General features: G+C 69.8%; 16 protein-coding genes and 4 pseudogenes. 5 read left to right on the top strand and 15 right to left on the bottom strand.

All coding sequences use genetic code 11. The annotated features are described in order from the left end of the window. Positions 1 to 203 (top strand): annotated as a pseudogene (locus AB0P06_RS35735) (alpha/beta hydrolase); the annotation flags it as partial. Between the two features lie 183 nt (positions 204 to 386). Here AB0P06_RS35735 and AB0P06_RS35730 read toward each other — a convergent pair. Together AB0P06_RS35730 and AB0P06_RS35725 are read right to left on the bottom strand one after the other, a co-directional pair. Beyond that, on the bottom strand, positions 387 to 875 hold the full coding sequence (locus tag AB0P06_RS35730; RefSeq protein ID WP_363614965.1) for a hypothetical protein: 489 nt from the start codon (positions 873 to 875) through the stop codon (positions 387 to 389). Between the two features lie 946 nt (positions 876 to 1,821). After that, a pseudogene (locus AB0P06_RS35725) lies at positions 1,822 to 2,177 on the bottom strand (hypothetical protein). Positions 2,178 to 2,303: 126 nt separating this feature from the next. On the opposite strand from AB0P06_RS35725, the gene AB0P06_RS35720 reads away from it, so the two are divergent. Beyond that, positions 2,304 to 3,029, top strand: a complete 726-nt coding sequence (locus AB0P06_RS35720; RefSeq protein ID WP_363614963.1) for a hypothetical protein — start codon at positions 2,304 to 2,306, stop codon at positions 3,027 to 3,029. 10 nt (positions 3,030 to 3,039) lie between these two features. Here AB0P06_RS35720 and AB0P06_RS35715 read toward each other — a convergent pair. The 12 genes and pseudogenes from AB0P06_RS35715 to AB0P06_RS35660 form a co-directional block, all read right to left on the bottom strand. After that, a pseudogene (locus AB0P06_RS35715) lies at positions 3,040 to 3,189 on the bottom strand (ATP-binding protein); the annotation flags it as partial. A 202-nt stretch (positions 3,190 to 3,391) separates the two neighbouring features. After that, positions 3,392 to 4,204, bottom strand: a complete 813-nt coding sequence (locus AB0P06_RS35710) for an NRDE family protein (protein WP_363614961.1) — start codon at positions 4,202 to 4,204, stop codon at positions 3,392 to 3,394. A gap of 10 nt (positions 4,205 to 4,214) precedes the next feature. Further along, positions 4,215 to 4,754, bottom strand: a complete 540-nt coding sequence (locus AB0P06_RS35705; RefSeq protein ID WP_363614959.1) for an NUDIX hydrolase — start codon at positions 4,752 to 4,754, stop codon at positions 4,215 to 4,217. Beyond that, complete coding sequence (locus AB0P06_RS35700; protein ID WP_363614957.1) at positions 4,751 to 5,266, bottom strand: NUDIX hydrolase; 516 nt, start codon at positions 5,264 to 5,266, stop codon at positions 4,751 to 4,753. Before AB0P06_RS35700 ends, AB0P06_RS35705 begins: the two co-directional genes overlap by 4 nt. A 15-nt stretch (positions 5,267 to 5,281) precedes the next feature. Next, the gene (locus AB0P06_RS35695; protein WP_363614955.1) at positions 5,282 to 6,022 is read right to left on the bottom strand and encodes an aldo/keto reductase; all 741 of its coding nucleotides are present in this window, start codon (positions 6,020 to 6,022) and stop codon (positions 5,282 to 5,284) included. Next, positions 6,019 to 6,618 carry an AAA family ATPase gene (locus AB0P06_RS35690; RefSeq protein ID WP_363614953.1) on the bottom strand — a complete coding sequence of 200 codons (600 nt, stop codon included), beginning with the start codon at positions 6,616 to 6,618 and terminating at the stop codon, positions 6,019 to 6,021. The genes AB0P06_RS35695 and AB0P06_RS35690 overlap by 4 nt, the downstream gene beginning before the upstream one ends. Further along, a complete protein-coding gene (locus tag AB0P06_RS35685) occupies positions 6,615 to 7,229 on the bottom strand; it encodes a 3'-5' exonuclease (protein ID WP_363614951.1) in 615 nt (204 codons plus the stop codon). Before AB0P06_RS35685 ends, AB0P06_RS35690 begins: the two co-directional genes overlap by 4 nt. Positions 7,230 to 7,239: 10 nt before the next feature. After that, a complete protein-coding gene (locus tag AB0P06_RS35680) occupies positions 7,240 to 8,415 on the bottom strand; it encodes a radical SAM protein (RefSeq protein WP_363614949.1) in 1,176 nt (391 codons plus the stop codon). Beyond that, a complete protein-coding gene (locus AB0P06_RS35675; RefSeq protein ID WP_363614947.1) occupies positions 8,412 to 8,948 on the bottom strand; it encodes a nucleoside-diphosphate kinase in 537 nt (178 codons plus the stop codon). The genes AB0P06_RS35680 and AB0P06_RS35675 overlap by 4 nt, the downstream gene beginning before the upstream one ends. Further along, the gene (locus tag AB0P06_RS35670; protein WP_363614945.1) at positions 8,945 to 9,970 is read right to left on the bottom strand and encodes a thymidylate synthase; all 1,026 of its coding nucleotides are present in this window, start codon (positions 9,968 to 9,970) and stop codon (positions 8,945 to 8,947) included. The genes AB0P06_RS35675 and AB0P06_RS35670 overlap by 4 nt, the downstream gene beginning before the upstream one ends. After that, a complete protein-coding gene (locus tag AB0P06_RS35665; RefSeq protein WP_363614944.1) occupies positions 9,967 to 10,266 on the bottom strand; it encodes a hypothetical protein in 300 nt (99 codons plus the stop codon). The genes AB0P06_RS35670 and AB0P06_RS35665 overlap by 4 nt, the downstream gene beginning before the upstream one ends. 17 nt (positions 10,267 to 10,283) lie before the next feature. Further along, positions 10,284 to 10,562: an ATP-binding protein gene (locus AB0P06_RS35660; protein ID WP_363614942.1), complete on the bottom strand. Its 279-nt coding sequence runs from the start codon at positions 10,560 to 10,562 to the stop codon at positions 10,284 to 10,286. A gap of 740 nt (positions 10,563 to 11,302) precedes the next feature. Here AB0P06_RS35660 and AB0P06_RS35655 point away from each other — a divergent pair. The 3 genes from AB0P06_RS35655 to AB0P06_RS35645 all read left to right on the top strand — a co-directional run bounded on the left by AB0P06_RS35655 (position 11,303) and on the right by AB0P06_RS35645 (position 13,521). Continuing rightward, positions 11,303 to 12,607 (top strand): hypothetical protein, encoded by a 1,305-nt coding sequence (locus AB0P06_RS35655; protein ID WP_363614941.1) that lies wholly within the window; start codon positions 11,303 to 11,305, stop codon positions 12,605 to 12,607. Positions 12,608 to 12,624: 17 nt separating this feature from the next. Then, positions 12,625 to 13,179, top strand: coding sequence for a GNAT family N-acetyltransferase (locus AB0P06_RS35650; RefSeq protein WP_363614939.1), 555 nt, complete (start codon positions 12,625 to 12,627; stop codon positions 13,177 to 13,179). Positions 13,180 to 13,305: 126 nt separating this feature from the next. Beyond that, the gene (locus AB0P06_RS35645; RefSeq protein ID WP_363614937.1) at positions 13,306 to 13,521 is read left to right on the top strand and encodes an acetyltransferase; all 216 of its coding nucleotides are present in this window, start codon (positions 13,306 to 13,308) and stop codon (positions 13,519 to 13,521) included. A 569-nt stretch (positions 13,522 to 14,090) separates the two neighbouring features. Here AB0P06_RS35645 and AB0P06_RS35640 read toward each other — a convergent pair. Continuing rightward, positions 14,091 to 14,314: pseudogene (locus AB0P06_RS35640) on the bottom strand (hypothetical protein); the annotation flags it as partial.

Below are 14,314 nucleotides of genomic sequence, written 5' to 3'. Positions count from 1 at the left end.
TCAGAGACGAGGACGTGGCCTACGCCAACGCGATCTGGCAGGCCGGTGGCCAGGCCGAACTGCACGTATGGCCCGGAGCCTTCCACGGCTTCGACTCCTGTGCGCCACAGGCGGCCCTCACCCAGGACGCCCGCAACGCCCGTTACCGCTGGCTTCGGCGCATCCTCACCCGGCCCGATGCGAGTAACGGACCTGCCTGCTGAGCGCGTTACGGTGGCCGGGCGATTGAAGTCCACGCCGACTTCACCACTCGTGAACAGGACCAAGCGGCAGGTCACTGCACGCCGGTGTCGACTGCGCGAACTGCCGCACCACGCACCTCAGCACCACATATACCCGTGCCCCCGCCTGGCTTTGGCCCTGGCGGGGGACTTTGTCGTCGGTGCTCAGTAGGTCGGGCAGATGTACTTGCGCACTGCTTCCAGGATCTTCGTTGACTTCTCTGCGCCGAATCCGGTCGGGTGGTTCGGCCCGATGAAGCGCTGGGCCGTCAGTTCGACGAGCTTCGCCTGGTCCTTGGGGTGCTGTGCTACCGACGAGCACTGGTCCCGTCCGCGGCTGATGGCCTTGTCCGGCTTGCCGTTGACGATTTCCGCGTCGATCGACGTCAGCGCCGCGATGTACTTGGCGGCCGTGCCTTCGTCCGGCTTCGGCGGGAGACCGCCGGCCGTGACGGCACCAGGTGCTGTCGGTTCCGGAGTGGTGGCAGGCGGCGCTGATGGGGTTGCCGAACCGGTGGCCGACGTCGGGACTGCCGACGCTGAGGCGGGCGCAGGCGACTCCGCCTTCGGGCTGTTGGACGTGCTGCTGGAGCATGCTGTCAAGGTGACGAGCAGACTTGCCGTGAGGCCGATCATGATGGTGCGGACGCGCAAGGTTTCCCCTGGGGTGCGGTTCGTGTGGTGAGGTGACCGTATCGGCTGCTTTGGTGATTCGTGTGCGCTCGTGTCCGAGCTGTGATCAAAGGCGAAACAGGTAGGCGACTCCAGGTTGGTGGTCAGCCGGGTCGTGGCCCAGCTCGGCACGCCGATTGGTGAGGCCTCCGACAGGACGTCCTCACCTCGCTGGGCTCGCCACGTGATCCGATCTGTGGTGCTCGACATCGGCGAGGCCCTGACCAGCGATACCCGCTACTTGGCGGCCTGGGCGCGGTGCTTCGGGGTCCCCGCGCACGCGATGCCGACGCTGGTCGGTGATTCCAGCCCCGCACGCGCGGGGAGCAGCGATTCGCAACGTTGCGAATTTCTCGGAACGTGGGACCAACCCCGCACGCGCGGGGAGCAGGCGGCTCTCGGCTCCCTGACGGCGGGCCGGGAGGGACCAACCCCGCACGCGCGGGGAGCAGGGACGGCCGGTCAACCCCAGGCTGGGAACCGGGGGACCAACCCCGCACGCGCGGGGAGCAGACCGCCTACCTCGAACTGAGCGCCGGCCCCGAGGGACCAACCCCGCACGCGCGGGGAGCAGGCCGCTCCGCTCGGAGTTTCGGCGCTTTTTTCGGGACCAACCCCGCACGCGCGGGGAGCAGGACTCCCCCGCCAGCCACGCCGTGGGCGTGGATGGACCAACCCCGCACGCGCGGGGAGCAGTCTTGCTGACCTGGGACTTTAGCTGGCCGACTGCCCGGGCCGTGCAACTTTCAGCGAAACGGACATACCGCCCATTCCTTTACGCGAGCCAGCGGCAACATTAACTTCGGTGCCCGAGCCGGATTGTGCCAGCAGGCCCGGGCCGTGCGGCAGCTTACCCCGCGTGCCACCGGTTCCGGCCGCTCGCAGCGCCGGGCGGACACCTTGGCGGCGAATCCCGGGCGGCGACGCGTCAGGCCGTCCGTTCGACCGCCTCGAAGATGTCGGCGTCGGTCTCCTTCTGCCACTCCGGCAGTGCGTCCCAGTCCGCCACGTATCCCGGCTTCGGGTCCTCGATGTCCTTGTGGATCCGGGCGAACCGCAGAGCGCGACGAAGCGCTCCTTCTGCTCGCGTGTGAGTCTGGCCGTCGTGCCACCGCTCACGTGCACGAAGTCCCGTACCTGGCCGAACACCGCCGCCGCAGAACGGCGTTCCCAGTCCGGCGTCTCCTCCCATGGGGCGATGTACTCCGGCTTCGGTTCCCCGGGGAAGTGCCGCTTCGCCCCGGCGATCCACGCTTCGCGGAAGATCCGGCTGTTGTTGGTCATTGCCGTTGTTCTCGTCGTCAGGCGGCGCGGGACAGCGCCGAGATCTGGTGGTGCAGTTCGGAGTGGCTATGGCGGTGTAGCTGGCCCCACCCTGTGCGGTTGCGGGTGGCCTGGTTGAATCGGCGCATGGCGGATTGGTCGACGCTCAGCGACGCGTGCGGTTCCGCGGGACATGTCCCGGCTCTGCTGGACCAGTTCGACGCCGATCCGAGGGGCGTCTGGTCGGAACTGATGGATCATCTGTGCCCGCAGCTGGACACTGCCTTCTCGGCGAGCTTCGCGGCGCTTCCCCGGTTGGCCGCACTCGCATCGAGCTGCGGTCCGCAGGACCGCCGGTGGGTGCTTCTGGCGGCAGGAGCGATCATGGCCTGCGCCCCCAGCGGCGATGACGTGTTCAAGGTCTTCTCGGCGCCGATCGCACATCTGCACCGGGTCACGGACCAGTTCTTGCGTGAAATCGGGGACGCGGAGAACTACGTCTATCTGCTGCAGTCGTTGCTGTCGTTCGAGGGCGTCGAGATCTGGGACCGATGCCTGGAAGGTCTGCGGACCGGGGAGTACGAAGTCGAATGCCCCCACTGCGGCGTCAATATGTTCATCGTGATCGGCGAGGACGAGTGCTTCTCCGCCAGTGACGACTATTCGTTGCGGGAGGTGGAGAAAGTGCCTCTTCAGCCGACGGCGTCGGAGGATCTGGAGGGTCTGGCGAAGCGCCTGCATGACCGGACCCTCGCTGACGGGCAGCAGTTGGTGGCGCGTCGCCTGCCGTATCTGTTCGGCCGGGCGGCCTGCCCGGACTGCGGGACCGTCTTCCCGGTGGCGGACCGGGTTACCGCGAACTGGACGCCATAGCGGCGCTTGGCTATTTCACCGGCTTGGTGTTCTGCCTGGCTTTGGTGTGGGCCAGGCGGTAGGAGTCGGTGCCGGTCTCGATGATCGAGCCGTTGAAGGTGAGCCGGTCGATGATGACCGAGCACAGACGCGGGTCGGTGAACGTCTTCGTCCAGCCGGAACGGACACCGCCTGTTGACCTGGGTCTACGGGGCATCACCCTTCCCACCCAGCCTCCCGCGCATGGCCTGCATGGCAGATTTCGGACGCCCTCTCCAGATGTTGCTGGAAATCACCTATGCCGGTAGTGGGAGGAGACCAGCCCCGGTCGGGCAGCACCGCGGGACCGGCGAGGACCGCCGGTGCCGCTGCAAGTGCTGTGCTCAGCCCGTGGTAGCCGTCCTCACCGTAGGCATCGCCACCGGCTCCAGAACGATCCGGGGCGAGGGACCGGAGCCGGAGACAGCGCCGAAGTCGTAGCGCACCTGCTCGTGTGCGAGGGCGACCATGGAGAGCGACACGGAGCCCCAGGCGCGTCCGCTCGGTGACACCAGGCGGCGTATCAGGGCTGCCGGGTCGTCGGGTGGTAGCCCGTCGCCGCGCGCGATCGGCAGCCACTCGCCCCACGCGTATTCCGGCGACCTGGCTACCGGCTCGGGTCGCGCAACGGCTTGCAGCCGTGCCCGGAAGTGCGCCAGCCGGGCGGCCATTGTCGCGCGGATGTGCGGTGGGCAGGGCTGAGCGCCCGTCCGGCTCTCCACGCCGTCGTTGAGCACGACGCTCAGACCGGCGGGCAGCTCGTGGTCTTCCAGGCTGCTGCCGCTCCAACTGGCCACCCGCACCCCGGAGGGCCTGGCGACGATCAGGTGGAACGGGTCGAAGCGCTCCAGCTGGAGACCGGCGACTGGCTGGCCACTGACGGCGGTGAGCGGCAGCCCACCCCGGGAGAGCCGCTGCTGCGGGAGAGCGGTGTGGCCGAAGCCGTTGAGCAGGCAGGCCGCCACCGGCCCGGCGCCGGGTGCGACGGCGAGCCAGGTGCCGCCCGCGTCCAGGTCCAGGCCGCCGGTGACGTCGGGCTGGTTCGGCCAGTGGCGGCCGGGCGGCAGCCACCTGCGGTCGGTGTACTCGTCCCGGACGGCGAGCAGGAGAACCGGCACCACCGAGCCCGGGTTGAAGCTGACGAACGCCGTGCACACAGCGGTCCCCCTACTGCTGTCGGCCGTCGTCCAGATAGCGGGCTGCCATCAAGATCCCCAACGAGGCGCCGGACAGGGCCGGTCGACCGTCGCAGGCCGCCTCGACCGCCTCCGGCAGGTCCCACCACTCCAGGGTCATGCCGACCTCCGAGCTGGTCAGCTGCTGCTCGCCGAGGGTGAGGCCGCGTGCAAGGAAGAAGTGCAGCCGGGCGGTGTTGCGGGTCATCAGGGCGACGTTGCCCAGCGGCGTCCACTCCCGGGCGGTGATCCCGGCCTCTTCGCGGAGTTCCCGCCGCCCGGCGTCCTCGGGGCTCTCGCCGGGCTCGACGGTCCCTCCCGGTGGGGTGACGACCTCGCCGTGAACGTACGTGACGGAGCGCACCATGCCGACCCGGCCGCGGTCGTCCAGGGGGACGATCAGGGCGCCGTCCGGATGCTCGGTGACCCACACCTCTCCCGGCTGCCCGTCCGGCCGGGTGACCTGGTCCAGGTGGACGGCCAGGCGGGGCGCGGTGAACACCGTCTCGCGGCCGTGCTGCTTCCAGATCACATCGGCCTGCCGCAGTGCAGGACGACCTGGCGTTCGGTCGCGAAGACGGTGACCAGCGCGGTCAGGCGCGCGTGCATGGTGGCAGACACCTCGTCTTCCCAGTCGGCGAGTTGAAGGAACCGGTGCTCGTCGTGCGCCTCGGACAGCGTGACCGAGTCGGCCTGCTCCCAGGTGAGGGGACCGGTGGAGAAGAAGTAGGTGCTGACGGGCGGCCAGCCCTCGGCCGGCGGGAGGAAGTCCACGCCGACCGGGCAGAGCGGGCCGTCCAGCTTGAGGCCCGTCTCCTCCAGGACTTCCCGGCGCGCCGCCTGCTCGGGGGCCTCGCCGTCTTCGAGGAGGCCGCCCGGCGCCCACCAGCGCTGCGGCCAGCCCTTGGCGGCCCGGCCCGCGCTGTAGGAGTCGTGCAGGAGCAGCAGCTTCCCGTCCGGGTCGAAGAGCAGCACGCCGCAGCCGTGCAGGGCACAGGGCAGCGTCTTGACGAACTCCTCGCGGGGAATCCAGGTCTGCGCCATCGTGGTGCACCCGCCTCAGGTCGCGGGCGCGAAGAGCACGCGCAGATGGGCGGGGTTGGCGGTGCCGGGGATCGGTGCCACCAGCGGGCCGAGGTCCAGCAGCCACCGCAGGGCCGCCGCCGGATCGGGCAGCAGCCCGGCGTTCAGCGGCCGGTACGGCACGTACGGGATGTCGTTGGCCAGGCAGTACGCGAGCGCCGGATCGTCCGGCCCGGCGGCGTTCAGGCAGTTCTGCACGGCGGCGACCGTCACCAGGCCGGCGGCCTCGCGGATCTGCTCGGGGGTCACCTTGGACAGGCCGATGGCGCCGATCTTGCCTTCGGTCCTCAGGTCCTCAAGCTCGCCGACCTGATCGGCCAGCGGCACCGCGGGGTCCACCCGATGCAGGTAGCACAGGTCGATCCGCTCGATTCCCAGGCGGCGCAGGGACGCCTCGACGGCGGCGCGCAGGTACTCGGGGCGGCCCAGCGGGCGCCAGACGTTCGGCGCGGGCCGCACCATGCCGACCTTCGTGGCCAGCAGCAGCTGCTCGGGGTAGGGGTGCAGCGCGCGGCGGATCAGCTCTTCGACGGTATGCGGACCGTAGGCGTCGGCGGTGTCGATGTGCAGGATGCCGAGGTCGTGAACGGCCTCGCGCAGCAGCGCGGCGCCGCCGACCATGTCGGCCGGCTCGCCCCAGGTACCGGGGCCGGTCAGGCGCATGGTGCCCAGGCCCAGGCGGGGGACCTGCTTGCCCGCGATCGTGATCGTGTTCACGCGGCAGCCGCCCAGGCAGCGGTGATCGTCTCGACCGCTACTTCGACGGCGGCGGCGTGCCCGTCGCTGGGCACCGGGAGGTGAGGCACCGCGTAGGCGCCCAGGGCCCGGTGCAGCTGCGCGTCCACGGCCTCGCGGAACGCGGCGTCCGTCCAGTCGGGGTCCTTGCCCGGGTGCTCGGCCAGCGGCAGTGCGGTGTCGAGGAGGGTGGCGAGGAACACCGGCGGGCGGGGGCAGGCCAGCTGCGCCAGGCCGGTCAGGCGGGACAGCGCTTCGGGGTCGGGCTGCTCGTCCCGGTGCTGGACCGCGGCCAGGTAGTACGCGAGGGCGTCGTAGGGGGTGCGGTCCACGATCACGACGTCGGCGGTGAGTTCGGCTTCCAGGGTGGCGTTGGAGGTGGCGTTGATGATCCAGGCGGTGGACTGGGCGGTGTGGCGCGTCATCTTCCCGAAGCCGAGTTCGGCGGCCCGCCTGGCGAAGCCGCCGGTGCGGGCGACGGTGATGCCGGTGGCGCGCAACTCCATCTCGATGCGCCTGGCGAGGGTGGTCTTGCCGGTCGAGTGCGTTCCGGCGATGCAGAGGCGAAGCGGGGTCACCACAGTGTTTGTTCCTCTGAGCTGGGGGCGGCGGGCAGGGGGGCGCCGGGCATCCCGGGCGGGACGCCGGCGGTGAGCAGCGCGTCCCAGGTGTCGTAGTGCCCGGCGAGGGCGATCAGCAGCAGTGCGGTCGCGTGGGCGTCGTAGGCGGCCCGGTGGCGCTGGCCGGCAACGGACGCCAGGTCGATGGCGGTCAGCTCGATCAGCGCGTCGAGGCTGTACCCGCCGGCCTTCGGGTAGGTCGCGCGGGCGAGCCGCAGGGTGTCCAGCACCCCGGCGGGCTTCCAGTGGGGCATGTGCCGCAGCAGCACGCGGTAGTCCACGTGGGCGTTGTGCGCGGCGATCCATGCGCCCTCCAGGTCCGCGTGCACCTGGGGGCGGACCTGCTCCCAGGTCGGCGCTGCGGCCACGTCCTGGTTGGTGATGTGGTGCACCCGGGTGGCGAACCTGGTGATGGGGTTCGGCGGGCGGAGCAGGGTGGAGCGTGTGGACGACGGCACCGGGCTCCCGTTCACCACGGGGATCGCGGCTACCTCCACCAGGTCCGGTGGCTGTCCTCCGTTGCCTTCGACGTCCACGACGAAGACTCGGGGCCAGGTGCCGTAGTCCATCACGGTCTCCTTACTTCGGGTCGGTCCAGCCGATCTCGGCTCGGCCGTGCCGACGGTGGTGGTGCGGCTTGTCACGGTCGTGGACCTGGTAGCTGAAGCCGTGCTGCATGTAGTAGCGCGGCGGTTCGCTCAAGCCCTCGACGATGATGGCGCGTTCGTTCACCTCAACGTCACCGGTCGCCCCGAGAGCACGGGCCTGTTCGGTGGCCGCCTCCAGGCTGGGGGCCTGCCAGGCGTCGCGGCACAGGCCCAGCTGCGCCACCGGGCAGATGTCGCACAACTCCTGGATGCCGTAGTGCCCGTTGTAGTCGGGCACCTTGTGGGCGTAGGCGACCCCGCAGCTGGTCTTCCTGAAGAGGGGCCCGTACGGCTCGCCCCGGTCGTCGGGCCGGCGGAAGGCGGCGAGGATGCGCTGCTCGGACTCCTCCGGCATGATCTTGCGGCGGGCGATGTCCTCGTACGGCATCGGCAGGCCGTGGTCGGCGTAGTACGCGGCGATCTCCTTGCGGAAGAACAGCCCGGTGAACACCGTCGCGTCGGCGTGCCTCGACAGTTCCAGGGCCCGCTGGATGTGATCGTCGGAGTCGTTGAGGCCCGGCACGATCGGCCGCCAGTACAGCACCGTGCGGTAGTGCTCGGCGTGCCGGTGGAGCGTCTGGAGGCTGGCGGCGGCGATCGTCGAGTCAACGGGCTCGATGCCCGGGTGCTGGATGTCGGAGTGGGTGACCAGCATCGTCAGCCGGATGTTGCGGTAGCTGTTCAGCACCGCGCAGTCCTCGGGGTCGACACGCCAGCGGGTGATGACCAGAACGTGGTTGGTCAGGCCCTGCTCGTCCAGCAGCCGCAGCGTGTTGAACGTGTGCGGCTTGACGATCGGCAGCATCGGCTCCGTCGCCCGGTTGAAGATCTGGATCGGCGTGCGGTGGGGCCGGAAGTACTTGTGCCTGGTCAGCAGCTCCACCGCGGCCTCGTCGCTCATCAGGGCGCGGGGCGTCTTGAGCTCGAAGTTGTCGAACAGGTGCCGCACGCAGTAGCCGCAGTCCAGCGGGCAGCCGACGACGTGGTTGAGGGACAGGCCTGACTTGCGGTACTCGATGACCTCGGCGAGTTCCGGCTTGAGTCCCGCGATCTGCTCGGGGGTCAGCAGGGGCAGCGGGCGCTGGGCCCTCGGGGTGGCGGTCGTCATTGGTGATCCTCCTTGATCTCCAGTAACTGGTGCTGGCCGGTGCCGAACCACGTCCCGAAGTCCCGCCGCGCGGCGCGCCGGTCGTCGGAGGTGTGGATCAGGTTCTCCACCAGGCGGTGCTGCGCCCGGGCGGCCGTGAGGCTGTCGGTGCCCAGATCGGCGCGGATGGTGCCCGGCTCGGCCTGGCGGGGGTCGAAGTGCCCGAGCAGGTCGCGCAGCCTCTCGGGGGTGCCCGGCTCGCCGTAGGCGAGCGCCACTTCCACCGGCTGCCCCACGTAGGTGCTGCGCAGGCAGCGGGGCACGTCCACCTCGAAGCGGTCCCGCGTGACCAGCAGGTCCCAGTAGTGGACGAAGATCTGCCAGTCCTCCACGATGACCTGCCGCCGGTGGACGATCCGCGCGGCCGGCTCCAGCCGGGCCAGCACCTGGTCACCCAGACCTCGGCGCACGCAGTCCGGCTTGAGGAGCACCACGCTCCAGCGGGACCAGTCCATACCCCGCAGCGGGTTCTGCTGCTCGGCCTGCTGCGTCACGCGATCTCCCCGGCCGCAACGCGGGTCGGCCAGCGCCGTTCGAACTGCCAGCGGACACCCGGATCCAGCGCGTCGAGCAGGCCCTGATCGACTTGGTCCGTGGGGCAGTTGACCACCTGCCGGTGCGCCTCGAAGAGCAGCAGTACCCGCTGCCAGTACAGTGGCAGGTCCAGGCCGGCGACGTCCCCGGGGGTGTACTGGACCTGGTTGGTACGCAACAACTCCTCGTGCTCCAAGACGGTCCGGATGTGCTTCCACGTGGTGTCGGCGGGCATCACCGGGGCCGGGAAGCGGGGCATCGTGTCGGGGCTCGCTGCCGCCGTCTCGTCCAGCACCTTGCCCGCGCGCTCCAGGTCCCGGATGCCGACGTGCATCGAGCCCACGTGGTGCGTGTAGGAGCCCAGGCGCAGCCCGAGCAGGGCGGCGGCGAACTCCTGGATCAGGGTGAAGGAGTAGACGTCGCAGACCATGCCGCGGTTGGCGTCGTTGGCGCGCATGTAGGTGACCATGTGCAGGTAGCCCTCACGGGCCAGCAGGTGAAGGCCGACCAGGCAAGGCAGGTCAGGGTGGCCGATCCCGTCCAGGTCCCGGGCCTCGAAGATGGGCATGTAGGCCCGCTTGCTGTCCTTCTCGGCCTTCAGCAGCTCCAGCGCCTGGTCAAAGGCGGAAGACGCACCGTCCGGCCGGGGAGCGAAGATCCGCGCCCCGTAGGACGAGCCGTCGATGGTCACGCCGTCACGCGAGTCGGCCCGGCGACGGTTCGCGTAGTGCCCGATCAGGTCGAGGTTCCGCATGCCGCCCAGGTACCAGAGCGCTTCCGCGTAGTGGTACACGGGGTTGACGGGCCGGCTCGTCAGGTACAGGGCGCGCTGGCGGGGGTCGGTGAGCCGGAAGCTCGCACCGATGATCTCGTGGCTGTCGTTGCCCCGAGCCGAGTTGACGAACTCGTAGGTCCCGGTGACGTGCCGCAGGGCGGAGACGTAGGCATGCTGGAACGAGGGGAACACGGTGGGTGCGATCACACTGAACTCCACTTCTTTGGTGCGGCTTGGGAAGAGCGAGAAGCACGGACAGCCCCACGATCACGACACGGCCTAAGGGGGTCAGGAGGAGGGGCGGGGCGGGCCGGCAGGGCGCCGGCGACGCGCGCCGACCCGTCGACGATCAGCCGCAGCCGCGCACCCGACGGCAGCGGCACATAGTCCGCGTCGACGGCGGCGACGAGCAGCAGGAGGTGGCCGAACAGTTCCTCGGCGAGGTCGGTGAGCACGCTGAGGGTCTGCTCATCCGGCGGCCAGCACACCTGGGCGTCATCCATGATCGCGTCGGCCCGCTTCAGCGCGGCGCGGGCACCGTCACGACGAGGCGGCCCCCGTTCGACGACAGGTAAAGGGAGACGTGGTGCATGCCCGGCGGGCTGTGCCGCACCGCGTTGGCCACCAGCTCGACCGCCACGTACAGCACGTCATCGCGGTCGTCGTCTCCTACGCCCCAGCGCACCAGGGCGGCGCGCAGCATGCGGCGCACGACGGGGATGCTGCTCAGTCGCTTCTCCAGTTCGGAGGCGGTCGCGTCGATCGTCACCCGCTCGACGAGACCGCGGGCGGGCTTCATCACGGCCTCCCTGCGGCGAGGCGGCGGGTGAGGTCTTCGCTGGAACACAGGTAGATGACGGCGGGGGTGCGCATGGGGGTGCTCCTGTGGACGACAGTCGGACGCCGCGCCCGGCCCGTCGGGGGAATCAGGGCCGGCGGCAGCTCGGTAGAGCTCGGATGCGCCGCTGTGAAGTCCGGGCCGCGGTGACGCTCAAGCGGGCCGCCTGCCCGGAGCTGCCGGTCGATCACGTCGGGGGACGCGCGCCGGCGCTGTGGCGCTGACTCTTCCGCGAGGGAGGCAGGGCTCCCGGGCACCGGTGAAGGGGTTGTGTGCCCGGGAGCCCCTGTGTTCGGCTCGGCTACTCGTCGCCGCTGTTGTTCTCGTCGTGGTTGCCGCTGTCGTCGCCGTCGGTGGCGTGGTTGTTGTTGCCGTCGCTCATGGGCTGTCCCTCCTGGGTGGCTGCTGCCGGAGCCGGCAGCGTCGGTGTGTGGTCGCGCCGCCGCAGAGTCCGTCAGGACTCCGTGATGGGGCGCAGGCCCGCACCGCCGCATCGTCGCGGAGGCGCGGAGCAGCAGTCCGGTTCGCCGAGAGAGCCAAACTCCCGCGGTCCACCGGGTGCTGACATTCAGTGAACCGGTGGTCACACAAGCTGGGATAGGCCATTCTGTGGCTGCCGTCTTCATGCACCCCGGACATTTCCGAGGGGTTGACGGCCAGCGGGGGCGAGAAGGGTCGCCTCACCGGACCGAGGAGCGCCGATGGCAACCTTCCGACCGAACTACGTGCTCAAGGCCCTCATGAAGCAGACGGAGCTGTCGGCGGAAGACCTGGCGAAGGCCGTCAACGCCGCCGGGGAGAAGCGGTTCGGGCGACCGGGCAGCGCCACCGGTAGGCACGTCCGCCGGTGGCTGTCCGGCGAGACCACTCAGCCGCACACCCACTACCTTGTCGGCCTCATGGACGTCTTCAAGCTGGCCAGCGGTCAGCTCGGCTTCACTCTTTCGGATAAAAGATCACAGCAGCTTGCCGGGTTCGATTCAGGCTCTACGCTGCTGGTAGAGACCACCGTTGAGGAGGACCACGTGCTCCGTCGCTCCTTCATGATCGCCGCAACTGGCAACCTGCTCAGCTTCGCCTTCGCCCCGCTCCCAACGTCCGGGCGCATAGGAGCGAGCGACGTCGAACGCATCCGGGAGAGCATCGACCAGCTGCACGCCGTAGACGACCTCTACGGCGGTGAGCAACTGGCCGGCATCGCGGAGTCGTTCGTCAAGCAGATCGAAGACGCCATGGGCAACTGCCTGTACGGGCCCCGCGTCGAGAAATCCCTGTATCAAGTCATCGGCCAACTCCGGGCCTCGGCCGGATGGTTCGCCTTCGACAGCGGCGACCAGGACCGCGCCGGCAAGAACTTCGACAGCGGCCTTCGCGCCGCTCTCCTCGCCGACGACAAGCAGCTCCAGGCCCGCATCTGGGCGTACATGTCCCGGCAGTCATGGGCGCTCGGCAGGGTGACCGAGACCATCACCATCGCACGCCTCGCCCTCGACGCCACCCGCAACGCGCGGGACCACCGCCTCAGCGCCCTCCTGCACGGCCGCCTGGCGCTCGGCTACGCCGCCTCCGGGCAAGGTGCCCAGTGCGGCACCGCCCTTGCCCGCGCCGAGACCGCCCTCGACCGGATCGGCACCGCGCCGGCCGACGCCTGGCTCGCCTTCGTCGGCCCGGGGGAAGTGATGGCCGCGGCAGCGATGTCGTATATGGACCTGAAACAGCCGGACCGCGCAGCGCACCAGGAGGAGCAGGCAATGAAGCTCCTCGACCCCGGGTTCCGGAGGAACAAATTCGCGACCGCGGTCCACCTCTCGGAGTGCTACCTCGCCGACGGCCAGGTCGAGCAGGCCGTCAGCATGGCGGGCGAGGCACTGGACCTCTACCCGTCGGTGAACTGCCCGCGCTGGGCCGTCCACCTCGGCCAGGTCAAGGAGAAGATGGCCGAGGTTGACCTTCCCGACGTCGCCGCTTTCGTGGAACGCTACGACACCGTCACCGCCGCCTCATAAGGAACAGGAGCAGCACTGTGACCGCCGAGCCCAAGACCCTGACCGTCAGCTACCACACCGCCGAGAGCCTGCCGGCCATCGAGTCGCTGCTGCTCGACCTCTACGCCGAGATCTACGCCGCCGAGGCCGCCACCGATCCGTTCTTCTCCGTCGAGCGGTTCACCGACCGCCTCCACCGCCACGCCGACGCCCCACGCTGGGGCTGCGCGCTCGGGGAAGTCGACGGCGCCCCCATCGGCTACGCCTACGGCTTCGCCCGGACCGCCGAATACCGGTGGGCCGGACTCGTCAGCACGGTCCCGGGCGTCGACCTCACAGAGCACGACACCCGCACCTTCGCGCTGTGCGAGGTGATGGTTCGTGCGGACTTCCGCGGCACCGGCACCGCCCGCACGCTGCACGGGGAACTGCTCTCCCACCGGGTCGAGGAGCGCTCGAACCTCCTGGTCGATGAGGAACACCCGAAGGTCCGGGCCCTCTACGAGCGGTGGGGCTACACCGAGATGGGGATCATGCAGCCGTACCCGGACTCTCCCCGCTACGTCTCCATGTGGCGCCCGATCACTCCCTGAGCGGGCGGGCGCTGCCCGCTGGGACGTTCGGCGCCCGCAACAGCGAAGCACGACCGTCTTGGTTCGCGTTCTATGGGCCGGCCGAGCTCCATGCGCTCACCGCGATCGTCCGCGACCGTCTCGGTGATGGTCCGCCCGAACTGGCGCAAGGCCGGAGTCTCCGAGCAGCTCCAGTCGGCACTGATCGACGACCGGCCCGAGGCCCTGGCGGTGCTCCTCGTCGACCCCGACCACCCCAAGGTGCAGAAGCTGTACGAGTTCTGGGGCTACAAGCCGGTCGGCTTCCGGCAGCCCTTCGCGGACTCGCCCCGGTACGCCGTCATGGTGCGCACGCTCCGCTGACTGCACGCAGCGCGGCCCGGACCTTCCGCAGGAAGGTCCGGGCCGCCGAGCCAGCCGAGGCACCGTTTCACCTGGTAGCCGGTGATCTCGCAGGCCCGGTTCTTTCCTTGGGTGAACGCTCGCCATGACGGGACGCGCGTGTTCCCGCCGTGTTCCCGCGGCGGGAACACGTCCCGCGAACCTCAGGCCGTTCCAGCAGGTCAGGACCTATATGAAGATTGGTGCCCGGAACCGGACCCGAACCGGTGAGGCCAACCCCGCACGCGCGGGGAGCAGGATCAGCCGGTCCATGTCTTGATCTCGGCCGGGGGACCAACCCCGCACGCGCGGGGAGCAGTCTTGCTGACCTGGGACTTTAGCTGGCCGACTGCCCGATCTGTGCAACTTTCAGTGAAACGGACATACCACCCATTCCTTTCCGTGGGTCGGCAGCAACGCCAACTTTGCTGCCCGAGCCGGGTTGTGCCAGCAGGCACGGGCCGCGCGGCAGCCTACCCCGTGCGGCACCGGTTCCGGCCGCTCGCAGCGTCGGACGGAAACCTGGCCGTCGCATCCCGGGCGGTGAGGCGTCAGGCCATCCGTTCGACCGCCTCGAAGATGTCGGCGCCGCTTTCCTTCTGCGACTTTGGCAGTGCGTCCCAGTCCGCCACGTAGCTCGGCTTCGGGTCCTCGATGTACTTGTGGACCTGCGCGAGCCGGCAGAGCGCGACGAAGCGTCCCTTCTGCTCGCGTGTGAGCCCGGCCGTCGTGTCGCCACGCACCTTCGCGAAGTCCCGCACCTTCCCGAACACCG

The organism is Kitasatospora sp. NPDC088351 (assembly GCF_040685575.1).
Classification (GTDB): domain Bacteria; phylum Actinomycetota; class Actinomycetes; order Streptomycetales; family Streptomycetaceae; genus Kitasatospora.
The sequence above is the reverse complement of the archived record's forward strand: the minus strand, read 5'-3'. Positions and strand labels throughout refer to the sequence as shown.